This is a genomic window from Acinetobacter sp. ESBL14, assembly GCF_036668815.1.
In the GTDB taxonomy this organism is placed as follows: domain Bacteria; phylum Pseudomonadota; class Gammaproteobacteria; order Pseudomonadales; family Moraxellaceae; genus Acinetobacter; species Acinetobacter gyllenbergii.
Genome location: NZ_JAZEVS010000005.1, coordinates 307067 through 331816, shown reverse-complemented (window position 1 = coordinate 331816; position 24750 = coordinate 307067). Strand labels below are relative to the sequence as shown.

Genomic DNA, 24750 nt, shown 5'->3' with positions numbered 1-24750 from the left:
CAAACTAGGTAAATACCTAGTAACTGCCTTTAATTGTAAATTCACTTGGGCAGCCCGTCACAATATGGCTTGCGCACTGTTTGTATTGACCATTTTTCTGATAGCAGACCCGTATTTCAGTCAAGACCGAATCAAATCTCGATGACTGGCAAGTAAAGCGAATACCATTCGGCGGTAACGATGGATTGAGCTTGGTAAATTGCTGTCTCAAGCTTTCTTTTTGTACTTCTATCGTATTCGGGCTAGTCAAATCTGCGGGGATTTTTAAACGCTCTGCAAAGTTAATAATGGTTCTAAAATATTGGCTGGCATTCATTGGCATACATCCACCCACATCCTGCCATAACTGCACACGTGCATTTTCATCAGGCATGACGCGCGCCACCACCTTGGCTTGTAAAGGTGAGAGTTTGGCAGACGTTTTGGTTGAGCAATCACGGTTGGGCGGTACTTCAGGCAATAAACTTGCAATGGTCAGTGAATAGCCTTCTAGACATTTGCGTTGCTTTTGTCTTGACGAATCAAAAGAGCACGCGGCGGGTGTCATCTGCACATGCATCACATAGCCCGTAACGTCTGAATTACTCGCAGCATGTAATGGCATAGCAAAAGACAAGACCAAATAACAAGCCAATGCCTGCAAAGATCTCATCAACTGCCCTGTGAGTAATTCGATTGGTTTCATCAAATGCAAAAACTTCATTATTTCACTTAAACATCTTGCTGTGTCTTAAGGCCCACTGCGTACAGGAATCGTGCTCATTCGTTTTTCTAACGATTGTGACCCCTGCCCTAACACCACGCCATAATGCGTGGCGTTGGTCATGACATGTTTAACATAGTCACGTGTTTCCAATAATGGAATGGTTTCAGTGTACTGATCTGCCGCCATATTCTGAGCATCTGGCTGCCAACGGCGCGCACGATTTGGGCCCGCGTTATAGCCTGCTGTTGCCAATACGGCATTACCGCTCAATTGACTTTGAATCATTGAAAGATAATAGGTGCCATAACGAATGTTGGTATTCATCTCACTCAGTGCCGCAGGATTATACGTTTCACCCATTTGTCTTGCGATCAGTTTGGCTGTGTTTGGCATAATCTGCATTAACCCCCCTGCTCCAACATGAGAGCGTGCGGAGGTTACAAAACGGCTTTCTTGGCGCATTAAACCATAGGCCCACGCAGGATCAATACCAGCATTGTAACTATGACTGGTTACGTTGCTACGATGTGGCGTAGCATAGCGATAAGTGTCGTTATGTCGAGACGTGGTACGATCCGCTGCATAGATTGCACGATCATACCAACCCATATCATGCGCGCGTTTCGCGGCAGCTAAAAGCAGACCATCGTCGTGTTGCAAATAGGCTTGACGAACTGCCCAGTTCCATTCACGGTTAGTATAGTTGGCAGGCGCATTGACATCTCTGAGTGCAAAAGCACGTCTAAAATGAATATTTTGATTCAGACGCTGAATATCTTGGGTGCTTGGCTGCTCATTATAAGGCTGATGGTTATAACGTTCGCCTAGACGATCTTTTGCCAACAAATTATGGTAGTCATCCCCAGCTTGTGCCAATTTGCGATAGATCTGCTGCGCCGCTTGTTTAGAACCACCATCTGAACGCTGTTCCGATGCACGTGCCAACCAATACTGCCAACGGTCTTCTTGCTTTTGCGTCACTGACATGGCATCAATCGCACGAATCAGACTTTCCCAAGCCCCGAAACGAATCGCCTGACGCGCATAAATTTCAGCTTCTTCTGGACTTAATGGATAACCATAACTTTGATCATAGGCATTTAATACTTCACGATTAAAGCCATTCTTCATCACGGTGGTGCCACCGACATAGCCAATGGTGCGATACAAATATTGTTGTACGGGTTGCGGAACATCCTGAGCAGCACGCTGTACATTGCCCAAGGCATTGGTTAAGTCACTATCTGCCACACGTCCCAAAGCAAAAATCAAATAGGCATAATCGGCATCATTGGCTTTCGGCGCACTCCACAAATAACCCAATGGATTGGCTTGAATTTGATTGAACTGTGCTAAAGAAAGATTCAAACCTATGGTTTGAGCAGTCGCAATCGCTGGCCCAGACTGGCCTGCACGCAGCTGTCCCCATAAACGTTGTTGACGATCTTGGGTCGTCATCAGTGGACTAGACAACATCAGACGACCTAAACCATTACATGATTCAGGTTGGGAATTGGTAGCGAGCCAAATGTCTTTATATTCTGCAAAAACCAGACTATCCCCTGTTTTTGCACGAACTTGCGCAACTGCACAACTTTCTTCTTGATCTGGATTGGTCACATAACTCAGTACAGGCTTGGCATCGGCAAAGCTTCCGAGTTTGACTTTTTCTTCCACATAATCAGCAGAGAGTTTTTCTGCCATTGCCGATTGCGGATAACGTTGCGCAAAGCTGATAATCGAAGCAGCGGGCTGAAAGCCTAAATTGGTATTGAGCTTCCAATATTCGGGATAATAACCCAAAGCATCATTTTGCATGTCAGATTGGTACTGATCGAGCAAAGCAGAATTGCCCGCATTGGCAGCACGCAAAGCATCATTAAATTGTTCATCTAAAGCATAGACAGACGAGCAGGCAATCATTCCTCCCATTGCAATAAAACAACGGAAGCTCTTCTTGTTATTCAATTTACGAGTTAAGGTTGTTCTAAAATTATGCTGCTTTTTCATCTTCATCAATATCTATGCTCAATTTTGCCCAGCCATTATAGTGTAATAAGTCTCGCCTTCCACTATTGTTGTGTTATGTAAATTACTGATTCATATTCATTAAAATTCACGCAATTTTATTCACAAACTGTCCATTTTTGTCAGTTTTTTATTCTCTGCGTTCGATCTAAAATACTGCTATAATCCGCCGTTTATTTAAATCCACCTTGTTTAGGAGCCTGCATGACGGTTCAAACATTCACTCCCAGTGCTGTAAAAGCTGCTTCAGAAAACACTGTTACCCAGCCAATGCACACCGCTGATGTTTCGATCAAGAAATTGTTTATTGAAACTCAAGGGTGTCAGATGAATGAGTATGACAGTCATCGTATGGCAGATTTGTTAGGTGATTCACATGGCTATGTGCTCACTGACAATCCAAATGAAGCAGACATTCTGCTCATGAATACCTGCTCGATTCGTGAAAAAGCGCAAGAGAAAGTATTCAGTGGTTTAGGTCGCTGGCGCAAACTGAAAGAACAAAACCCAGATCTCATCATTGGTGTGGGTGGTTGTGTTGCATCGCAAGAAGGTGACAACATTCAAAAACGTGCGCCTTATGTGGATATGATCTTTGGCCCACAAACGCTGCACCGTTTGCCGCAAATGCTAGATCAGCATCACGCTCAAATTGAAAAACCAAAGAAAGAAAAAATCAAATTGGTTGATATTTCTTTCCCAGATATTGAAAAGTTCGACTTTTTACCAGAACCACGTGTGGAAGGCTTCAAGGCATTTGTTTCCATCATGGAAGGTTGCTCGAAGTATTGTTCATTCTGTGTGGTCCCTTATACCCGTGGCGAAGAAGTGTCTCGTCCGTTGGATGATGTGTTGGCAGAAATCGCTGGCTTGGCTGAAAAAGGCGTACGTGAGATCAGCTTACTCGGTCAAAACGTCAATGGTTATCGCGGTGAAACCTTTGAAGGTGAAATTTGTACTTTCCCAGAATTATTGCGCTTAGTGGCAGAAATTCCAGGGATTGGTCGTCTACGCTATACCACTTCTCACCCGCTTGAATTCTCTGAAGATTTAATTCAATGCTACCGTGATTTACCGCAAATGGTTTCGCATTTACATCTACCCGTACAAAGTGGTTCAAACGATGTATTGCAAGCGATGAAACGTAACCATACGATTGATGTCTACATCGATAAAATTGCCAAATTACGTAAAGTCCGTCCAGATATGCATTTATCCAGCGACTTCATTATTGGTTTCCCTGGTGAAACCGATGCGCATTTTGCTGAAACACTGCAATTCATTAAAGATTTGGATTTCGATCATTCTTACAGTTTTGTTTACTCAAAACGTCCAGGTACGCCTGCTTCTGATTTACCAGACAGTACCCCTGAGCAAGTGAAAAAAGATCGCTTGGCTCAAGTACAAGAAGTGATTAAACGTTCGAGTATTGATAAAACGGATGCCATGCTCGGTAAAATTGAGCGTGTGTTGATTGAGAAAGTTTCTGATAAAGATCCAAATGTTTTGATCGGTACAGCAGACAATACACGTTTAGTGACATTTATTGGTGATGCCGCATGGATTGGACGTTTCGCAGAGATTGAGATCACTGAAATTAAAACTTTAAATTTAGTTTACGGAGAACTCTTGAATCTTGAACCTGACGTGGCGTAATGTAAGGGTATTCCTACAGAGCAACAAAAAGGGTTTATCTTGACTGCAGCGATTCGACGTACAGTAACGTTCCCTGAAATTCAATTGGAACGTTTGAAAAGCATGCTCGGTGCGTATAACGGGCATTTAAAACAAATCGAACAACGTTTAGATGTCAAAATTACTCACCGTGGCGATGCCTTTTATCTCGATGGTGATATAGAAGCGGTCGAAAGAGCCGAAGCACTATTGCAACGGCTCTATCAAGAATCAGAAATTTCCTCACAAATTAGTGCCGATGTGATTCATTTGATGATCCAAGGTTCACAGACGGACCGTGAACTGATGGATGATTCAGATCAAGAACATACAGGTCTCGACAGTGTTTGGTTACAGACCCGCAAAGGGCGAATTAACCCACGTGGCGCCAATCAAAAACGCTATGTGCAACGTATTTTACAAAGTGATATTTCCTTCGGTATTGGCCCAGCAGGGACAGGTAAAACCTATCTGGCGGTTGCTGCCGCGGTTGATATGCTGGAACGTAATGAAATTCAGCGAATCTTGCTGGTTCGCCCAGCAGTTGAAGCCGGTGAAAAGCTCGGTTTCTTACCCGGCGACCTCACCCAAAAAATCGATCCCTACTTACGCCCACTTTACGATGCCCTGTATGAAATGCTGGGCTTTGAAAAAGTAGCTAAACTGATTGAACGCCAAGTGATTGAGGTCGCTCCGCTGGCCTACATGCGCGGACGTACCCTGAATCACTCATTCGTCATTTTAGATGAAGCACAAAACACCACACCTGAACAGATGAAGATGTTCCTGACCCGTTTAGGTTTTGGTTCACGTGCCGTGATTACGGGTGACGTCACACAAGTTGACTTACCACGTGGACAACAATCAGGTTTAGCACAAGCATTACGTGTACTTGAAAATGTCCATGAGATTCATATCACCCGTTTCCATTCACGTGATGTGGTTCGACATCAATTGGTACAAAAAATTGTTGAAGCTTACGAAGGTTGGGACAGTGAACAGCAACGCCTGTCTGCTGAAGCCCGTGCCGAACGCAAAGCCAAACAAGAAGCACTGATCGCAGAAAATGATTCTGCGGCAGACGCGCAACACATTTAGAAAAATCCCCCTCACTCCCCTTAAGGTGCTTTAGTCGCCTCTTAGGGGGACGATTTTAAGGATCTACTTTGAAAATCAATTTAAGTCTTCAACAAGACTTTCAAGCTGCGGAATTACCACTCAAACGTGGTCAAATCAAAAAAAATATCGAAACTGCACTGCGTCATGTCGGTTTTGATGTCAATTGTGAAATTGGAATTGCCTGTGTTGATCTAGCTGAAAGCCATGAACTCAATCTGCAATACCGCGAAAAAGACAAACCGACCAATGTGCTGTCTTTTCCAAGTGATATTCCTGAGGAAATGCTCAGCTTACTCGATGCAGAACCTCTAGGTGACTTGGTCATTTGTATTCCTGTGGTTTTACAAGAAGCTGCAGAACAGCAAAAGACGCCAAGCGATCATTTCACCCATTTACTGGTTCATGGCGTTCTACACCTGCTTGGTTTCGATCATGAAACCAGTGAAACTGAAGCCGAAGAAATGGAAGCTTTAGAAATTGCGATTCTAAAAAAATTGGGAATCGCCAATCCTTACCAAGCCGATGAAAGCTAATCCAAGGTTCTATGTATATCGTTATTTTTAAAGCCACCATCAAACAACTTGATGCGACTTATTCAGAAATGGCGCAAAAGTTGAGACATAAAGCCTTGAGCCAATTTAACTGCATCAAGTTTGAAGCGTGTAGTGAAAATGGTTTTGAAATAGCACTGTCTTACTGGCATAAGCTTGAAGATATCAAGCAATGGCAACGCGATGCAGAACATCTGGTTGCTCAGCGTTTGGGTAAAGAAAAATGGTATCAGGATTTTAGTGTCGAAATCTGCACAGTTGAACGTGCTTATTCGAGTCAAAATAGCTTGTGAATAAGCGCGAACTTATCCACATTTTGAATAAAAAAACGGCTGCATTCAGCCGTTTTTTTATTTATCAAATTTTAGAACTGATAACGTAGCGTCAAAGTGACATTGCGAGGTGATCCATAAACCATACTGTTATTCCCGATGCCTGAATAATATTTTTTATCAAATACATTATTCAAATTAATCTGTGCTTTGATATTTGAGTCGATATCATAGCCCACCATTAAGTTTGTTAAAGCATACGCATCTTGGCTAATACGTTGACTGCCTTCTCCAGTATAAAATTTACTCTTATAGTTTAGCCCACCACCAACACTCCATTGATCCCAGGTATATTTGGTAAAGAGGTTGGCGCTGGTTCTTGAAGACATGGTTTGAACTTCATTCCCTTTTGCATCTTTGGCATTGAAATGTGCAACACCAAAACTTAAGTTCCAGTTGTCTCGAATTTCACCGTCTAATTCAAACTCAACCCCTTTGCTTTCAACGCTATCTACACTACGGTAGGCTTTTTCATTCGATGAGCTACCATTGGGATTAGGTACAAAAACACCATCAATCTCTTCTGGGACATTATCCTGTAAGGTTTTAAATACCGACAAAGCCGCATTCAATTTGCCGTCTAAAAACTCACCTTTTAAGCCAGTTTCATAGCTTTTACCTTCTCTTGGATCAAGATATTGGCGATTTGCATCTCGTTTATCTTCTGGCTTAAAGATACTGGTATAACTGGCATACCAAGAGTATTGATCCAGAAAATCAAAAACTAAGCCTGCATAGGGTGTAACTTCATTATTAAATTCCCGATTACCTTCACCATTGTCACTTTCATACTTCCAGTTTGATAAACGTACCCCTGTAATTAACTTCAATGGCTCCAATAAGCTGAACTTGCCGGCAAGATAAGCGCCTGTTTGTGTGGTCTTATTTGGGGGTTGATACAAGTTATTATTCTGAATTGCACCGATTAATGGAATATTTGGATGATCAAAATCAAGCACAGCACCTGAAGCAATTGGAGGCGTTCCTGAGTACCATTTATCTTTCTTGCTTTGGTTATACATAAAGCCTGCAACAACTTCCTGCTTTAAACCACCCAACATAAAAGGTGCTGAGAGATAGGTATCAATATTATTTTCTTTGGTCTGGGTGGCATCAGACCAAGTCATGAAAGAGCCGAGTGTATTGGTTGCTTTATCTAACTTCCCCCATGAATAGAGTAAAGCCGTGTCTTGTTTTACTTCTCGATAAGCATAGCTCACATTCAAATTGATATCGTTAAATAGATTCTGCTTCAATGTCGCAAACGCTGTGGTGGTATCGGTATTCCAGTAAGTCCAATCCGAACTCACCGATTTAGAACGATCGAAATGAGTTCGGGTACCATCGGTGTAAAATGCGGGCAATCCGCCCCAACGAACACCATTTCGCTCCAGATTCTGATAACCCGCACCGACTGAAAGGTACGTCTTATCCGTAATATCCGCATCCACAACCGCATAGACGACATTATTGGTTTTTTCGTAGCGATCCATATAAGAATCCGTATCCTCATGCTTCACCACGACACGACCACGGACACTGCCATCTGCATTTAATGGCGTTGAAATATCTGCTGAACTTGACCATGCATTCCATGAGCCCAAAGAAGTGCTGACATTCCCTGTCAACTCTTTCGCGTTGGCATGTTTTCGAATCATGTTGATTGCAATTGCAGGATTCCCAGCACCTGTCATCAAGCCATTTGCACCTTTCACCAGTTCAACTCGATCATACATGGTTAAATCAGGGTCATTGGCTTCCATCCCCACATTGCTTGGAACGCCATCAAACAGATAATAGTCGACGTCAAAACCACGCGCTGTTGGATATTGACGTTCATCCCACTGATTCACCGTCACGCCCGTGACGTTATTTAACATGTCCTGAAACGATGTAATATTGGCATCATCCAAATACTCACGGGTGAGAACTTTGACAGATTGTGGTGTTTCTCGAAGCGATAAATTGAGTTTAGTCGAAGTATTGGTACTTTTAGCGGTATAGCTTTTCTTTCCTTCCGTTACAGCCAGAGCTCCTTCATCTGCTTTTACTGTAATCGTTGGCAATTTTGCATTTTCTTTAGCCTCATCTTCTGCAAATGCCAAGGTCGGTAATAAGATTGCAGCCATCGCCCAGACCAAAGGGCGGGCTTTAAACAGATTTAAAGTTGGAGGTTGATGCATGAAATATATCCTTATTGCAAGGGAGCGGTCTTGAAAACATGCATCTCATTCCCCCGATAAATTTTAAGAAGGATGCATTTGTTTTCAAAAGGAGAGTTAACCAAAAACATATTGCAAATGATAATTGTTTTTATTATCAATTCAAGTTTCAAGCAATAAATTTACTTAATTGTTTTTATTGGATTTAAAAAAATATTCAAGATAATTAAAAAGTAATCAAATGATTTTTATGAATATTTATTTTTTAGTTTATCCATCATTATTTTCCAATAAGAAGTATACCTTCATTAGTGCACTTCAAATTCAGCATCGACGGGATCAAAACGCCAAGTCCGAATGATACGTAACTCAGAGATTTCTTTTTTCATACTGGCATCAAATGCGCCAAAAGGTGCACCACGGCGTACCGATGCTTTAGCTGCTTCATCCAAGATTGCATGACCAGAACTTTCAATAAGACGAATCGCTCGGATTCCTCCTTCAGCATTCAAAATCACCATTAAACGCACTTCACCCGCCAAGCGTTGTTGTTTGGCTTGATCGGGATAATAGCGATTCCCGTATAACTCGACTTTTTGGCGAAATTTATCTAAGTAAGCAGCAGATGCGTCTTGTTTGGCCTGAATCCCATCAACCGTTTTAATCCGTTGTTTACGGCTAAAATTTTGTTGGCGTTGTAAATATTGCGCTTCTAAGCTCGCCACCATGGCAGCTTTGGCTTGAAACTGACTTTGTAAATCATCCAGCGTCTTTTTACGTTCGCTCTGCTCAGCTTGCTTTTGCCAGCTTAAAACCGTCATGAGCACTTTTTCTTCGAATTTTAATTCCCGTTTTTGCTGAATTTTTTCCAGACTTTCTAACTCTTTTTCACCTGTGGTCGCATCGGCTTGCATCGGTGCAGGCAGATCACTCGACATACGGTGTGCTTCGCGGAAGTCACCAGAACCTTTTTGATCCGCTTGCGCCAAAAAGTCTGCATCTTTAACTTTTTCTGCACTTGGACGAACAGTGACGGCAATTTCTTTGGTCGAGGTGTCAGAGGGTGATGGCATGGTAAATTGAATGGCCAGCACAGCCCCATGAAGCAGCATCGCCAAAGCGACTGCCCCAACAAAAATTGGATCTTGCCACCAATAAGGAGACAGTTCTGAACGCAAATTTATTTTATTCAACATGGCATTTAAGCGACAAAAAATGTCCCATCCCCAGCGGTAGCACCGTATAAAAACCCAACCAATATTCAAATTTTTACAAAAATGTGATCCACTTATAGTTACAGTGTTTCCATACCATCATTTTATGAAAATGTAGCAATTAATTTTGCTACACTGCAAGTCAGAAATTTATTTTTATTTTTTAGTGAATACAAAGATTGTGGCATTGCTGTACTTATCAATTCACTTTCTGGAACAACTTTTATGCAAACGCTAATTTCATCCGTTGTTAAACGTCTACGTAAAGTTTACCAAAAAGCAGAAGAATTCATCGAAGAAGAAAGAGAATTTTCACTGTCACAAGTCTTTGTGAATGCCACCATGGAACGTTATGTCACCGAAAATGTGGGCATCATGCAAGACTTGCACGCCGACCTATATGATGGTTGGTTACGCTTATATACCACCCTTGATGTGAAAGGTCTGCATACCACCTTATCGGTTGATTTAAAGTTGATTCAAATGGAAATGAATCAAAATGTGCAACTGATGGTTTTTGAACAAATCAGCAATACCCACGTGATTGAAGCCAAATTCAAAAATATCTTTCAAAAATGGGGCTTTTATGTGGCGATCTGGTATTACCAAAAATTCCGTGAAGAAGATCCGCTTGGCAAAATCTTAGAACATTTTGAAGTGGTCAAAGTCCAAGATGATTTACTTTATCTAGATTTAAATCGTTGGTTAGGCAAAAAAGCCAGCATTATCGAAACCTTGAGTAAAGTCCATGTCAATCGCGCACGTGTCCGCCCTGCCGAGCTGATTGTTTGGGGCAATGTCAATCTTGCCGCAATTTTATCGCCATCCAACGAAGATGACTTTGAAGAAGACGATTTAAATGATACTGAAGTCACTCCGATTCAGCAAAAAGACAAAAAAGCATAAATCAGTTCGATTCAGGTGGCATATCATTGTAGATGAGATGCCACTGCACTACACATCTTCATGATTTATACGAAAAATTAACATGCGCTTAGTAAAAAACCTGATCTTTTCTACATAATCTACAGGCATAATATCTTTAAATCGTAATGATAAATGAGTAGTTCAATTCAGGATTGCTCAAAGGATATAGTGTTATGACAAAGAAATTATTGAACGTACTTGGTCTTACTTCGGCTGCCATTTTCAGTGCAAGCATCTCTAGTCATGCCTTGGCAATGGCGCCTTTCCAAGCCAGCTATCAATTCAGCTACAACAATAAAAACCTCGGTTCAGCAACACGCACACTATCTCAGCAAGGCAATAACTGGACCTATCAATTCAGTGCCAAAGCAGGTGGTATTGCGTCTGCATCTGAAACCAGTCAATTTAGTTTTGCTGACAACAAAATCAATTCACAGAAATTTAGCCGTAGCAGTAAAATCTTGATTCACAACAACACGATGAGTATTAACTTCAATCCAAACACTAAGGTTGTGAACACTAAAAAAGATGACACGGCTCGTTCATTTGCATGGCAAGCGGGTGCCTTGGATGAACTCAATGCTGAATTGCAAATTCGTGAAGACTTAAAAAGTAATGCATTGAAAACCAAATATCTGATTGCCGATGCAAAAGCATTGGATGAACGTCGCTTTGTGAAACAAGGCACTGAAAATGTCAAAACTCCTTATGGAACATTCAGTGCCATTAAAGTAGTGATGCAGCATGATAAACCTGAACGCAATACCGTATTCTGGTTAGCACCAAAACTTGACTATTTACCCGTCAAAATGGCGCATAACGATGGAAAATCATCATATGGTCTGCTTTTAACAGGCTATTCAGGTAAAACAAACTAAGCATCTGGTCAATTTTGGCTTGCATTTTTTTTGATGCTTTTTAAAATATGCCTTTGCTTGAACAAGCATCCGTTTAGAGGATTCTCCCGTGTACGCTTTAGAACAGAAAATCTTAAATGAAGGTATCGTTCTATCTGATCAGGTTTTGAAAGTTGATGCTTTCTTAAACCACCAAATCGATCCTGTGTTAATGCAGCTGATTGGTAAAGAGTTTGCCGCTCGCTTTAAAGATGCAGGTATTACTAAAATTATTACCATCGAAGCTTCAGGTATTGCACCTGCAATCATGGCAGGTTTAGAACTTGGCGTTCCTGTTATTTTTGCGCGCAAATACCAGTCATTAACACTGAAAGACGACCTTTACCGTTCTAAAGTGTTCTCGTTTACCAAACAAACTGAAAGTACCATTGCGATTTCCAACAAGCACATTAGTTCAAGCGATAAAGCGCTGGTGATTGATGATTTCTTGGCCAATGGTCAAGCCGCGCTGGGCTTAATTGATTTGATTCATCAAGCCAAAGCTGAAGTGGTGGGTGTCGGTATCGTGATTGAAAAATCATTCCAGCCAGGCCGCGATGTATTGCTGGAAAAAGGCTACCGCGTTGAATCGCTAGCACGCGTTAAATCTTTAGAAGGCGGCAAAGTCACTTTTGTCACTGAATAAGATGCAACACTGAGAAAAAAGCGGATGAAAACTCATCCGCTTTTTTATTTAACAACAATCCCAGTTGTATAGCACTTTGGAAAAGTCTCGTTTCTTTAGATCTTCTGGATGAATAAAGAAATTCCCCACACCCGAATCACCCCACATAATCTCGTTTTCCGCATCATCGGTATCGAGCTGAAACAACAGCACATAATCTTGAACTTTTTCATTATATTGACGTGGATCAGTTTGGGTAAAATACGGATAGCCACCTAAACGATGTCCACTTGCGGAAGCCAATTCATCATAAGGCTCGATAAAATCATCTTCAAAATCACCACCGTCAAATTGATCTTCAAAATCATAAAGGTCTTCAACCCCTAAAATTTTCGGCGCAAAAGCGAAATCACCCAAACTGATCGGCTGAGTGCTTAAAGCAAACTCAATCGAGTATTGTCCGGTAAATGGCAAATAATCATCTTCGCCCAATTGAACCTCAGAAAAGTCCTGTTTTAATTGTGATGCATCCTCAAGTACTTGATCAAAGTACAACACTTTAAAACCCGATTGCTGCTGTTGGTCATCAAAGTTCATCCCATACAAATCATCGGCAGCGATATAGAACTGTAAAATCCCCTGATTAGGAAAGTCAGGTAAATTGGGGATTTCGGCAAAATTAAACTGCGCCAATAAAGCCAACGGATTACCATTCGAATCGACTGGATAAGTCACATCCAGCGGTAAGTAAGGTTGTCCCCCAATTTTACTTTGCCATAAAGTTAACTCATCGCTGGGGGTGAGTTGCATGGTGACAGTTGGCAGAATAGTCGCCGAGATTTTTTCTAGATAGGGCTGCACACTGTTCGGCAAAGTTTCTGGTTTAAAATTCATTCTGTTGGTTATCCCTCTACTTATTTATAGAATGTAATATAAAACAAGTAAATAAATTCAGATAGCGGTTAAACATCCTTCTGCGACAATAACTGACGCTCAATTGCAGCATTATTTCTGATAAGATGAGCCCAGGCAAAATCTGCGGTAGGAATGACAATGCGTACATATTTAGACCTTTTACAACATATCCTTGACAATGGCGGTGACAAAGGTGACCGCACAGGCACAGGTACACGTTCAGTATTTGGTCATCAGATGCGTTTTGATCTTTCCAAAGGCTTTCCACTGCTCACCACCAAGAAAGTCCATTTCCGTTCGATTGTGATTGAGCTGCTTTGGTTCCTCAAAGGCGATACCAACGTTCAGTATCTCAAAGACAATAAAGTTTCCATTTGGGATGAATGGGCTACCGCAGAACAAACAGCACGTTTTGGTCGTCCAGAAGGTGAACTTGGCCCCGTCTATGGTCACCAATGGCGTAACTTTGGCGCAACCCAAAATGAAGATGGCAGCTATCAGCAAAATGGTTTTGATCAGATCAAATGGTTGATCAATGAAATCAAGACCAATCCAAACTCACGTCGTTTGATTGTGTCAGGCTGGAACCCAAATGAAGCCGGCAAAGTGGCATTACCACCTTGCCATACCCTGTTCCAATTTTTCGTACAAGACAACAAACTGTCCTGCCAACTGTATCAACGCAGTGCTGACGTATTTTTAGGTGTCCCGTTTAATATTGCCAGCTATGCCCTGCTGACTCATATGATTGCACAAGTCTGTGGTTTAGGTGTCGGTGACTTTGTCTGGACAGGTGGCGATACGCATCTCTATGCCAATCACTTTGAACAGGCACAGTTACAGCTTAGTCGTGAGCCACTAGCGTTGTGTCAATTAAAACTCAATCCTGAAATTACCGATATTTTCGACTTTAAATTTGAAGATATTGAAATTGTTGGGTATGAATCACACCCAGCAATCAAAGCACCTGTCGCAGTTTAAGTAGAGAGATATACAAATGGCATGGCAAGGCACTGAAGTTGTCCACGTAGTCGCAATGGATAAAAATCACTGTATCGGCAAAGGTAATGCTTTGCCGTGGCATATCTCGGCTGACCTAAAACACTTTAAAGCCATCACCCAAGGCGGTGTGGTGATTATGGGACGTAAAACACTTGAATCGATGGGACGCACCCTGCCGAATCGTGTCAATTGGGTGATTACCCGTGATCCTGAATGGCAATTTGAAGGGGTTAAGATCGCGCATAGTATCGAAGATGCACTCAATGCCGCACTTACAGACGTGCAACATTCAGAAAAAGCCGCCTTATTTATTATTGGAGGTGGAGAGATCTTTACTCAGACACTGGCTATTGCCGACCGCCTCGAGTTAACTCATGTGGATCTGGATGTTCAGGGCGATGCACACTATCCAAAAATCAGTGAAGATTTTCGTAAAGTAAACGCAGAGCAACATACTGATGAAAAGTCTGGTATCGCTTTTGAGTTTGCCACCTATCAAAAATAAAAATGGATTGCATCGGCCATGCATAATATTGGATCACGAGAGTTTTTCATCGCTTTAGGCGTCGGGCTTTTACATAGCCTATTTACTTTATTCGTGGTTCTTTCAAGTGTCTGGCTCTGTCTAGCCTTATGGATTCAACAGCCACTCGGTTCATTCTTTAGCCGAGTCAGCATTATTCTGTGGAGCCTGTTCGCACTCAGCTTAATTGGCGTCTATGTCAGCGGTCATCTAGTGAGTCGCCGCACCGATATCATTATTTATTGTGTCGCCTTTGCGTGTGCCTTAGTCTGGTATTTTTCCTTAGAGGCAAGACAAGATCGGGATTGGAATCCTGAAGTTGCAGAACAACTGAGTTATGAAAAGAATGGGGATCTGGTCAAGCTGCATAATGTGCGAAATTTTGACTGGCATGCCGATGGCAGTTATGACATTCATTGGGAAGATCGCAGCATTGATCTGAATAAAATTACGGGCATCAATGTCATTACCTCCTACTGGATGGGTCCACAAATTGCCCACACCTTAGTAAGTTTCAATTTTTCTGATCAAAAACCGTTGGTGTTCTCGATTGAAATCCGCAAGGAAAAAGGCGAAGACTTTTCTGCAATTGGTGGCTTTTTCCGTAAATACGAACTCAGTCTAGTGGCTTCCGATGAAAAGGATCTGATCTATACACGCAGTAATGTTCGTCATGAACAAGTCTATTTATTCCCGATCAGAATGCCTGCAACTGAGCGCAAAGCCCTGTTTATTGAATATCTGCATAAAGCAGATGAACTCCGTGCAGAAGCCAAATGGTATAACACGCTGACCAGTAACTGCACCACACTGGTCTTTGATATGGTTCAGGCAATTAATCCGCAGCGCTTACCCAAAGATTACCGCCTATTGGCCTCAGGTTATTTACCGAACTATCTCTACGATCTAAAAGCCCTCAATCAAAATTACAGCATGAATGAATGGTATCGCTTGGCACACATCAATCCCCGTGCCGAACAATATGAACAACAGCCGAACCAAAGCAGTGAATATTTCTCTCAAATCATACGTTCAGGACTACCCAACACCCAATAAAAGACCCCAAAATACTTTTTTGCATTTTGAGGTCTTTTCATCGGAATAAAGGAGTATTTCTAGAACTTCGCACGCAAGGTAAAAGTCACATTACGTGGCTCCCCCCAGTAGACTCCATTATAGAAACCGACATTGGTATAGTATTTTTTATCAAACAGATTGTTGATATTTAAATTAGCACTCAAATAATCATTAAACTTATAACTACCAAACGCATTAGCAAGCAAGTAGCTGTCTTGTGTGATCACCCCATTACCTACCGAATTAGCGGGTGCACCCCCCCATTCATCAGAGATTTCACTTTGCCAACTGACACCACCACCAATCGTCAAACGATCAGCACCCTGCCATAATTGAGCTGGTAAGGTATAACTGCTAAACAATTTCAACTGATTTTGCGGAATATTATTAACAGATGAAGCATTAGCCGAACTGATACTATTGACATAAGTATAGCCTGCACTCACATTCCAACCATCACGGATTTGTCCAATCGCCTCCAGTTCAAAGCCTTCAACCTTCAAACCAGACCCAGAAGACATATAAGCAGTTTGTACTTTGAAATCGGAAGGGGCTGCACCATTGGCAATTTGCTGTGCGACATCATCATTATAGGTTTTGTCCAGTACAGCCAAATCTTTCTGCTTAGATTGAAATATAGCGCCAGATACCAATAGTTTGCCATCCAGTACATCCCCTTTAATACCTATTTCGTAACTTTCCCCGATCTCAGGATCAAGGTAATTATTATTACGGTCTTTCTTGTCAGACGGAGTAAAAATGTCGGTATAACTAGCGTATGCCGTGAATGTATCGTTAATATCATACAGAACACCAAAGAATGGGGTAAATTCTTTGAAATCGCGTGTTTCGCCTGTAGTGGTAATACGATTTGCACCCCAACTTGAAGGCTGATCTTCAAAGGTGCTGTAACGTCCACCAATGATCACCTTAAGTGGGTCAGCAAGACTCAGGCGTACCGTAGCATAAGTCCCTGAAATTTTGGTCGTAGTTTCACCGCCTGCACCTGTTTTTGTCCATGTTGGCTTTGGAATATTACCTGTCCATTTACGATAATCAGCAATAGCGTTAGGATACAAAATAGTGGCATCAACATTTTCACTGTTTTCGGTCAGTTTATGCCCACTATACCCCACTACGATATCATGTTGACGGCCAAATAATTGGAATGGACCTGTTGCATAAATATCACCAGAAACAGTTTTGGTATCAGAATATGGCCAGATGCCACTCCACATGCCCAAACCACTACCATCAACTGGATTAGGGAAGCCGCTACCACCATAAGCTGTAATCCAGAATTCTTCGGCTTTACTATAAGAAAGTGATCCTTTAATTAACCAATCATTGGCAAACTTATGTTGAAGACTAGCATATACATTTTGGTTTTGCCGACTGATTTCATTCCACTTCGCAGCCACGCTAAAATCTCTTGGTAAGTTGGCCAGCGAACCATCTGCATTCCAGTAAGGGACTGCCCCCCAAGTAGAACCTTTAGGGTTATTATCCTGATATTGAAAACCAATCGATGCCAACGTATTCGCAGTAATATCCGCTTCGACTACCGCCATCGCAGCGGTTGATTCCAAAGAATAAAAATCCATATAGGATTCTTTATCAGTATGTGCAGCCATCACACGGCTTCGAACACTACCATCTGCTGTTAACGGAATAGATACATCTGCCTCAATACGAGTATTATCCCAACTACCAAATGTTGTAGCAACATTACCCGAAAATTCTTTCGATGGACGTTTACGTACCATATTGATTGTTGCTGAAGGATCACCTGTCGACCCAGTTAAACCAGAAGCTCCTTTAATAGTTTCGACCCGATCAAAAAAGAAGCTATCCAAACGCTGATCACTTCCCACTAAGGGAATACCATCTATTTGTTTGTTAGTAATAGCGAAACCACGTGCGTAATAGCTGGAACGTTCCGAGTCTAACTTGGTGACATAAACCCCTGGAGTTGCTGCTAAAATATCATCAATAATACTCAGCCCCCTTTGTTCAATCTGGTCTCGTGTCACCACACTGACGGATTGTGGAGTTTCTTTCAAGGATAAGTTGAGTTTGGATGCACTACGTGAAGATTTCGCTTTATAGTTCCCCGAATCTTCTGTTGTACTATCTTCTTCTGCCTTAACAACAATGGCTGGCAAATCAAAGTTTTGTTGTTTTATTTCTTCCCCTGAAAAAGTTACAGTTGAATATAATGAAATAAACACTGCGACAGAAACTTTATTATGCGTCTTATTTGAAATGCTAAACATAACATTAACCATATTGATAATGATAACTATTAACATTATTGTAATTTAAATTACAAACTGAAACAATTGATTTGTATAAATAATCATCTTAAATAAATTTTATATAAGGGAAATATATTTCATGAACTCACCGAATACGCTTAAACTAGATTTTTTTCGATCAACATCATAGGAAGACAATCATGCAACAAGCACTATTTGGTGGTGGATGTTTTTGGTGTGTCGAAGCCGTGTTTCTACAACTCAAAGGTGTAGAGAAAGTGGTGAGTGGTTATGCAGGTGGCATTAGTCAAAACCCGACTTATGAACAGGTCTGCCAAGGCACGACTCAACATGCTGAAGTCGTTCTGATTGATTTTGATGAGCGACAGATCAGCTATACGCAATTGTTGAATGTGTTTTTTACCACACATGATCCAACGACACTCAATCGTCAAGGCAATGATATCGGCACACAATATCGCTCGGTGGTGTATTACTTCAACGAAGAGCAAAAACAGCAGGCTGAACAGGTCATTCACGGTCTAGAAGATGAAGGACTGAATATCGTCACTGAGCTCAGCCCAGTACCGACGTTCTACCCTGCGGAAGAGTATCATCAGAACTTCTTTGCACGTAATCCATCACAAGGTTACTGTAACTTTAGCATTCCGCCTAAGCTATCCAAATTACGCGCCAAGTATCTTGATCTACTCAAAGATGCCTAAGCACAAAAAAAGCAACTCATTGAGTTGCTTTTTTATTGATATCACGTGTTGTCTTAGTTTTCACTGACGAACGCAATATCACTTAAACCTGCTTCACTGGCACGAGACATGACTTGTGCAACCGTATCATATTTTGATTCTTTATCTGCACGTAACTGCACAGTCGGTTTTGTCTCTGCTTGACCCGCTTCTTGGAAACGTTTCTCTAGCTCTTCTAAGCTAATGATCTGCGCATCCCAAGCCACCTCACCTTTATCATTAATACTAATGGTAATGGCTTTTGGCGGTGGATCGACAATTTCAGCAGTGGTCTTTGGTAAACTTAGTGGAATTGATGGGTTAGCAACCGTTGCTGTGACTAAAAAGATAATCATCAATACCAACATAATGTCGATCAGAGGAATGAGATTCATCTCATTCATGCCACTGTCGTGGTCTTCACCCAATTGAAAGCCCATCTTAAGCTTGACCTCCAACTAAACTTTGTTGTGTGGTTTTAGTTTCAGTCTTTACCGTTGTTTCTTGCTGCAACATGGTATCGATTAACAAGCTATGTGCTTGATCTTGTAAATCATGCGCCAAGCCACGGTTAAAGCGTACACAGATGTTGTAGGCCATCACCGCAGGAATCGCAACTGCAAGACCCAGACCAGTCATAATCAAGGCTTCACCTACTGGTGTGGCAACCTGAGCTAAGCCAGCTTGACCACTCTTACCTACCGCAACCAAGGCATGGAAAATACCCCATACCGTACCAAATAAGCCCACGAACGGCGCAAGTGAAGCGATGGTTCCAAGAACTGATACGCCTTTTTCTGCTTGAGATTTCTCTGCAGAGATTTGGCGAAGTAATGCTTGTTCAGCCACAGCTTTACGTTGTTCAAATGACAACGGTTGTAACTTTGCTTTGAGCGAAGCCAAAGCTTGTACCAGTTGCTTATAAGCCTGTTGTTTTAATTGGCGTGTTCCTAAAATGCGCAGAATGAAAATAGTCCACGTCGCAATCGACATTGCTAAAAGGATGAAATACAGTGTTTTACTTACTGCATCTGCATGTTGCCAATAAACTGAAAAGTTCATATACGAACTCCTGATTTAATCTGTCGCAAGGACTCAAATTTATTAAGGACTAAGATCAAACGGTTGCTCTGCTCGAATCGGGTAAGCAACACCATTTTCCATATACGGTTTAAATTTCGCACTTCTGACAGCACGTAAAACTTTTTCATCTAAATTCGGGACACCACTGCTACGTGTAATACGTGCATTGGTAATTTTACCTTTTTCATCCGCCTCAATCAGGACCATCACTGAACGTGTTTGGTTATCCAGATCTTTGGCTGTGACAGATAATTTTGGTGAACGACTCCACTGTACGCCTGAACCACCAATCGATACACGTTTTGGTGTTGGATCTGCAGCAGGTTGAGGTTTCACAACTTCCTGAACTGGTTGTGGTTTTTCAACCACTTTTTCAGTCACAGTGGTCACAACCTTGGTTTCCACCTTTGGCTCAATCTTTTGTTCAGTTTTTTGAAGTACAGGTTTTGGCGCCTCTTTGACCTGTTGAACCTTTTCAATCTTCTTCGGTGGCGGTAAAGGTTTTTCAACAACCTTCACTTCCTTCACTTCTTTTTTAGGTTCAGGTTTCGGCTTTTCTTTCGGTTTTGGTGGTTCAGGTTTTGGCGGTTCTTTAATTTTAACGAACTTCACCTTAAGCGGTTCTTTCTCGATTGGTCTTAACTCAATCGTTTTCATGTGGCTCACCGCCCACAGAACTCCTACATGTCCAATCACAACTGCAACTAAGGCAGCGATGATTTTCTTTTTCATCGGGTGTGGCGTGTTGAATGTAGCAGGAGATTGACTCATAAGAATCTAAGTACCTAATAGATGGTGACGCTTTCAAAAAAACGATTTCACTCATCGGATAGAACAATGAAAGTGCCGTAATAATAAATGAGAAGTGTTTTCATTTGCAACTGTTTTTTCTTGTATATTTGCTAGCCATTGAAAAATAGACATAAAAAAACATGCCTTGCGGCATGTTCTCTTTACATACTGTTACATGGCAATTGATTAGAAAACTACGGTCTTGTTGCCATCCACAATGATACGATCTTCCAAGTGCCATTTGACGGCACGCGCCAAGACATTACGTTCAACATCTTCACCCAACTCACGCAATTGCTCAACGTTGTAGTCATGGCTCACACGCTCAACATCTTGCTCGATAATCGGGCCTTGATCCAGATCAGCCGTCACATAATGTGCTGTTGCTCCAATCAACTTCACCCCTTTCTCATAGGCTTGCTTGTATGGGTTTGCACCAACAAAAGCAGGTAAGAATGAATGGTGGATATTGATGATTTTCATTTCCCACTGTGCGACAAAGTCTTCACTGAGAATTTGCATATAACGTGCCAAGATTAACAAGTCATTGCCCTGCATCATCTCATTAATCTGCGCATAAGCTTCGACTTTATTGTCTTTATTCACAGGCACCACATGGAAAGGAATACCAAAGTTTTCAACCGATTCACGTAAATCAGGATGGTTAGAAATGACTTGGGTAATTTCACATGGTAATGAACCACGCGCATGACGCCATAACAGCTCTAATAATGCATGATCAACTTTAGAAACCAGAATACCGACTTTTTTCAATTCACCGACGAAATTCAATTTCCATTGCATGTTGTAGCGTTCTGCAACATTGGCAGCAAAAGTCTGCATCAATGCTTCTTTACGCGATTGCAAATGATCAAGCTCAAACTCAACACGCATGAAATAACGCCCGCCTTGAGCTTCTGTTGCGTACTGATCAAGTGCGGTAATGTTTGCTCCCTGATGATACAAAAAGCTCGATACGGCTTGCACAATCCCCGGCTTGTCTTCACAAGTAATCAGTAATCGTGCTGTGTGGGCTGTAGTCGTGTTCATTTGGTTAATATCACTTATTCGAATCAAATTAAAATCAAGCCGAGCATTCTAACCCTTTTTTGCTATTGACTAAATAGCTGCTGACGATCTATTCATCATCATTTTTAAGATTGGATAAGCTGGCAAATAAATCTGATGGTCCCAGTGATTTCAGTAATTGCTCATAAGTTTGACGACTTTCACCCATTAAATACGGGCCTTCCAAGAACACCATTTGGCGTAAGGCCTGCCAAACCCACTTTTCTTCAAGGCGGTTATTATCGCTAATATGCCCCGACATATATAAAAAGTTGGTCCAGTTTGTCAGCACAATCCACAAGTTAATGATCAAAGCTTCAATTTCTGAATCCGTCATCTTCATCAGACCAGCATCTACAAAGGCACGATAAATTTTTTGCCCTTGCTGCATCACCTGCCCTGCAAAACGTGGATAGATTTTGCGGAAGTCTTCATTATTTTCAACCAGATGATAGACATCGCGGTGAATAAAACGATAAGCCCACAACTGATTACTCAGCACTTGGAAATAACTGATTTTATCGTTGGCATTCAATGGGCGATCCGTCGGCAAGGCCAACATTTCCAGGGTTTCTGCCTGATACTGTTGTGCCAGCTCCTTAATAATTTCCTGCTTATTACGGAAGTGATAATACAGATTGCCAGGGCTAATCCCCAACTCAGCCGCAATGTGATTGGTGGTGACCGAACGCTCTCCACGCTCATTAAACAACTGCAAACTGATTTGCAAAATTCTATCTTTTGTTTTGTTCGGTTTAGCGTGCGACATTGAGTTTAACCATCTATAACATTATCAATAGGTTATAAAACAAACCTATAAAGCGACTTGACACTTTAGAGTATTTACTCTAAAAATTAAAAAATAATAAGCTTTCTTTTGGTCTACTCCTATGAACAGTCAAACAAAAACAACCGCTATGACACCTCATGTTGATGTAAAACGGCTGCATGATTTGCTTGAACAGCAAAAAGCAGCTTACCAACGTCATCCTGTTCCAAGCGCCAAAGAACGTATTGAACGCTTAGCCCGTCTTAAAAGTATCTTGGTAAAATATCAAGATCAATTTGCTAACGCAATTAGTCAAGACTACGGCAATCGTGCCGTAATGGAAACCAAAATTGGCGAAGTTCTGACTTGTCTAGAGCATATTAAATACTATAGCAAGAACCTAACTGAATGGATGAAACCATCTAAACGCCATATCAGCATGTTACACCAACCAGCCAAAGGGTGGGTAGAATATCAGCCACTCGGTGTTATTGGGGTGATTGCACCGTGGAACTATCCTTTATTACTTTCTGTTGGCCCACTGATCTGTGCCTTGGCAGCGGGTAACCACGCTATGATCAAAATCTCAAGCGCATCGTCAAACTTTGGTTATGTGCTTGAAAATGCATTGGCTGAAGCCTTCCCTCAAGAATTGGTCGCTGTTGTAAACGGCGGTGGTGTTATTTCAGATGCATTCAGTCATCTGGCATTCGATAAGATGATTTTCACAGGTTCAACCTCAGTGGGTAAAACCGTGATGGCTGCTGCAGCAGAGAATCTTGTCCCTGTGATTTTAGAGCTTGGCGGAAAATCGCCTGCACTGGTTCATTCAGCCATGAACATCCGTGATGTGGCGCAGCGTATTGCCGTGGGTAAACTCTGGAATGCAGGTCAGACTTGTGTTGCACCTGACTATATGTTCTTGCCTAAAGGCAAAACAGCAGAGTTCACCAAGCACTATAATGACTTTGTAACCACCATGTATCCGACTTTGCGTGACAATAAAGACTACACTTCAATTGTGAATGACAAACAGTACAACCGCCTGCAAGGCTATTTGGAAGATGCTCGCGATCAAGGTGCGACAATTGTTGAACTAAATGCCAAAAATGAGTCTTTAACAGAAGTTCGTAAGATTGCACCAACCTTATTAACAGGTGTGACCACGGAGATGGAGATTATGCGGAATGAAATCTTCGGTCCGATTCTGCCTATTTTAGAATATGAACATATCGAAGATGCATTGCAATTCATTAATAGTCGCCCTCGCCCCTTAGCGTTCTATTACTTCGACATTGATAGTGCACGTGCGGATTATGTGGCTAGCCGCACTCACTCAGGGCACTTCGGGATCAACCAGACGCTGACTCATGTGGCACAGGATGACCTGCCATTTGGTGGTATTGGCGCATCAGGTATGGGCAAATATCACGGTAAAGAAGGTTTCTTTAGCTTCTCACATGAACGCTCAATGATGTCGAATCCTGTCAGCCCTAAACTTTACAGTTTAAAATTCATCCTTCCGCCGTATAATAAAGCCACGCATAAACTGCTTTTGAAAACACTATTTCGTTAAGCTGGTTAAGGCATGAGCTATCACACCAGTTCATGTCTTGTTTTTACCAAATTCGCTTGTCTTTTAATCGTATTTTTGGTATAAAACGCCCCTTGAATGATTTCATCCGTTTACTTGAATGGCTAGTTGCACGAAATTGTGCTGTATAAACTAGCAATGGAGTTCACCATGTCTAAGGTTTGCCAAGTTACCGGCAAGCGTCCTATCGTTGGTAACAACGTATCGCACGCAAACAACAAAACCAAACGCCGGTTCGAGCCGAACCTGCACCACCACCGTTTTTGGTTAGAAAGCGAAAAGCGTTTTGTACGTCTTCGTCTAACCACTAAAGGTATGCGTATTATTGATAAATTGGGTATCGAGAAAGTTGTTGCTGATCTCCGTGCTCAAGGTCAAAAGATCTAAGGAGTCTGAACAATGCGTGATAAGATTCGCCTCGTTTCTACAGCTGGTACTGGTTATTTCTATACCACTACTAAGAACAAACGTACTATGCCGGAAAAAATGGAAATCAAAAAATTTGATCCAAAAATCCGTCAACACGTAATTTTCAAAGAAGCTAAAATTAAATAATTTTAGTTCTTTAAGAAAAACGGCTTCATTTGAAGTCGTTTTTTTTGCCTAAAAAATAGAAACTACAATTTACATGATTTTTTTTGATAAATAAAAAAATTGTCATCAACAAATTCGATTTTAGTTGTTACACTTTA

At 41.6% G+C, this 24750-nt stretch carries 25 protein-coding genes; 14 read left to right on the top strand and 11 right to left on the bottom strand.

What is annotated here, in order from left to right:
- Positions 1-16 precede the first annotated feature (16 nt).
- Entirely contained in the window at positions 17-703 is a 687-nt protein-coding gene (locus tag V6E90_RS16705) for a ribonuclease T2 family protein (RefSeq protein ID WP_016542460.1), read from the bottom strand.
- Between the two features lie 27 nt (positions 704-730).
- Entirely contained in the window at positions 731-2638 is a 1908-nt protein-coding gene (locus V6E90_RS16700; RefSeq protein WP_332605970.1) for a lytic transglycosylase domain-containing protein, read from the bottom strand.
- Positions 2639-2938: 300 nt separating this feature from the next.
- On the opposite strand from V6E90_RS16700, the gene miaB reads away from it, so the two are divergent.
- From miaB to V6E90_RS16680, 4 genes are all read left to right on the top strand, one after another.
- Entirely contained in the window at positions 2939-4390 is a 1452-nt protein-coding gene (gene miaB / locus V6E90_RS16695) for a tRNA (N6-isopentenyl adenosine(37)-C2)-methylthiotransferase MiaB (protein ID WP_016542458.1), read from the top strand.
- Between the two features lie 39 nt (positions 4391-4429).
- Positions 4430-5506, top strand: a complete 1077-nt coding sequence (locus V6E90_RS16690; RefSeq protein WP_004655946.1) for a PhoH family protein — start codon at positions 4430-4432, stop codon at positions 5504-5506.
- Positions 5507-5574: 68 nt separating this feature from the next.
- Positions 5575-6060: an rRNA maturation RNase YbeY gene (gene ybeY, locus V6E90_RS16685; protein WP_016542457.1), complete on the top strand. Its 486-nt coding sequence runs from the start codon at positions 5575-5577 to the stop codon at positions 6058-6060.
- 11 nt (positions 6061-6071) lie between these two features.
- Positions 6072-6371 carry an antibiotic biosynthesis monooxygenase family protein gene (locus V6E90_RS16680; RefSeq protein ID WP_016542456.1) on the top strand — a complete coding sequence of 100 codons (300 nt, stop codon included), beginning with the start codon at positions 6072-6074 and terminating at the stop codon, positions 6369-6371.
- Between the two features lie 71 nt (positions 6372-6442).
- Here the strand turns inward: V6E90_RS16680 and V6E90_RS16675 are convergent, their stop codons facing one another.
- Both V6E90_RS16675 and V6E90_RS16670 read right to left on the bottom strand, forming a co-directional pair.
- The gene (locus tag V6E90_RS16675; protein ID WP_332605959.1) at positions 6443-8593 is read right to left on the bottom strand and encodes a TonB-dependent siderophore receptor; all 2151 of its coding nucleotides are present in this window, start codon (positions 8591-8593) and stop codon (positions 6443-6445) included.
- A 287-nt stretch (positions 8594-8880) separates the two neighbouring features.
- On the bottom strand, positions 8881-9768 hold the full coding sequence (locus V6E90_RS16670; RefSeq protein WP_016542454.1) for an energy transducer TonB: 888 nt from the start codon (positions 9766-9768) through the stop codon (positions 8881-8883).
- A 243-nt stretch (positions 9769-10011) separates the two neighbouring features.
- Here V6E90_RS16670 and V6E90_RS16665 point away from each other — a divergent pair, with 243 nt between their 5' ends.
- From V6E90_RS16665 to V6E90_RS16655, 3 genes are all read left to right on the top strand, one after another.
- On the top strand, positions 10012-10692 hold the full coding sequence (locus V6E90_RS16665) for a hypothetical protein (protein ID WP_332605957.1): 681 nt from the start codon (positions 10012-10014) through the stop codon (positions 10690-10692).
- Between the two features lie 194 nt (positions 10693-10886).
- Positions 10887-11591, top strand: a complete 705-nt coding sequence (locus V6E90_RS16660) for a DUF3108 domain-containing protein (protein ID WP_016542452.1) — start codon at positions 10887-10889, stop codon at positions 11589-11591.
- 88 nt (positions 11592-11679) lie between these two features.
- Positions 11680-12255 (top strand): xanthine phosphoribosyltransferase, encoded by a 576-nt coding sequence (locus V6E90_RS16655; RefSeq protein WP_005239835.1) that lies wholly within the window; start codon positions 11680-11682, stop codon positions 12253-12255.
- A gap of 48 nt (positions 12256-12303) precedes the next feature.
- Here V6E90_RS16655 and V6E90_RS16650 read toward each other — a convergent pair whose 3' ends face one another.
- On the bottom strand, positions 12304-13128 hold the full coding sequence (locus V6E90_RS16650) for a YwqG family protein (RefSeq protein ID WP_016542451.1): 825 nt from the start codon (positions 13126-13128) through the stop codon (positions 12304-12306).
- A gap of 159 nt (positions 13129-13287) precedes the next feature.
- On the opposite strand from V6E90_RS16650, the gene thyA reads away from it, so the two are divergent.
- Genes thyA through V6E90_RS16635 form a run of 3 tightly spaced genes read left to right on the top strand, consistent with a single transcriptional unit; the run spans position 13288 to position 15730 of the window.
- Positions 13288-14130 (top strand): thymidylate synthase, encoded by an 843-nt coding sequence (gene thyA / locus V6E90_RS16645; protein ID WP_016542450.1) that lies wholly within the window; start codon positions 13288-13290, stop codon positions 14128-14130.
- A 16-nt stretch (positions 14131-14146) separates the two neighbouring features.
- A complete protein-coding gene (locus V6E90_RS16640; protein WP_065343703.1) occupies positions 14147-14656 on the top strand; it encodes a dihydrofolate reductase in 510 nt (169 codons plus the stop codon).
- Positions 14657-14674: 18 nt separating this feature from the next.
- Positions 14675-15730, top strand: coding sequence for an Lnb N-terminal periplasmic domain-containing protein (locus V6E90_RS16635; protein WP_332605956.1), 1056 nt, complete (start codon positions 14675-14677; stop codon positions 15728-15730).
- Between the two features lie 59 nt (positions 15731-15789).
- On the opposite strand, the gene V6E90_RS16630 is transcribed toward V6E90_RS16635, so the two are convergent.
- The gene (locus tag V6E90_RS16630; RefSeq protein ID WP_332605954.1) at positions 15790-18027 is read right to left on the bottom strand and encodes a TonB-dependent siderophore receptor; all 2238 of its coding nucleotides are present in this window, start codon (positions 18025-18027) and stop codon (positions 15790-15792) included.
- A 182-nt stretch (positions 18028-18209) separates the two neighbouring features.
- Between V6E90_RS16630 and msrA the strand changes: the two genes are divergently transcribed.
- Complete coding sequence (gene msrA / locus V6E90_RS16625; protein WP_332605953.1) at positions 18210-18734, top strand: peptide-methionine (S)-S-oxide reductase MsrA; 525 nt, start codon at positions 18210-18212, stop codon at positions 18732-18734.
- A 53-nt stretch (positions 18735-18787) separates the two neighbouring features.
- On the opposite strand, the gene V6E90_RS16620 is transcribed toward msrA, so the two are convergent.
- The 5 genes from V6E90_RS16620 to V6E90_RS16600 form a co-directional block, all read right to left on the bottom strand.
- Positions 18788-19192 carry an ExbD/TolR family protein gene (locus tag V6E90_RS16620; RefSeq protein ID WP_332605951.1) on the bottom strand — a complete coding sequence of 135 codons (405 nt, stop codon included), beginning with the start codon at positions 19190-19192 and terminating at the stop codon, positions 18788-18790.
- Position 19193: 1 nt separating this feature from the next.
- On the bottom strand, positions 19194-19814 hold the full coding sequence (locus tag V6E90_RS16615) for a MotA/TolQ/ExbB proton channel family protein (RefSeq protein WP_016542444.1): 621 nt from the start codon (positions 19812-19814) through the stop codon (positions 19194-19196).
- Positions 19815-19856: 42 nt separating this feature from the next.
- A complete protein-coding gene (locus V6E90_RS16610) occupies positions 19857-20606 on the bottom strand; it encodes an energy transducer TonB family protein (protein ID WP_016542443.1) in 750 nt (249 codons plus the stop codon).
- A gap of 207 nt (positions 20607-20813) precedes the next feature.
- Complete coding sequence (gene purU / locus V6E90_RS16605) at positions 20814-21677, bottom strand: formyltetrahydrofolate deformylase (RefSeq protein ID WP_016542442.1); 864 nt, start codon at positions 21675-21677, stop codon at positions 20814-20816.
- Between the two features lie 88 nt (positions 21678-21765).
- Positions 21766-22464: a TetR/AcrR family transcriptional regulator gene (locus tag V6E90_RS16600; RefSeq protein WP_004655980.1), complete on the bottom strand. Its 699-nt coding sequence runs from the start codon at positions 22462-22464 to the stop codon at positions 21766-21768.
- Positions 22465-22585: 121 nt separating this feature from the next.
- Between V6E90_RS16600 and V6E90_RS16595 the strand changes: the two genes are divergently transcribed.
- From V6E90_RS16595 to rpmG, 3 genes are all read left to right on the top strand, one after another.
- A complete protein-coding gene (locus tag V6E90_RS16595) occupies positions 22586-24040 on the top strand; it encodes a coniferyl aldehyde dehydrogenase (protein WP_016542441.1) in 1455 nt (484 codons plus the stop codon).
- Between the two features lie 168 nt (positions 24041-24208).
- Positions 24209-24445, top strand: a complete 237-nt coding sequence (gene rpmB / locus V6E90_RS16590; RefSeq protein ID WP_004649871.1) for a 50S ribosomal protein L28 — start codon at positions 24209-24211, stop codon at positions 24443-24445.
- Between the two features lie 12 nt (positions 24446-24457).
- Positions 24458-24613: a 50S ribosomal protein L33 gene (rpmG, locus tag V6E90_RS16585; RefSeq protein ID WP_003654787.1), complete on the top strand. Its 156-nt coding sequence runs from the start codon at positions 24458-24460 to the stop codon at positions 24611-24613.
- Positions 24614-24750 lie beyond the last annotated feature (137 nt).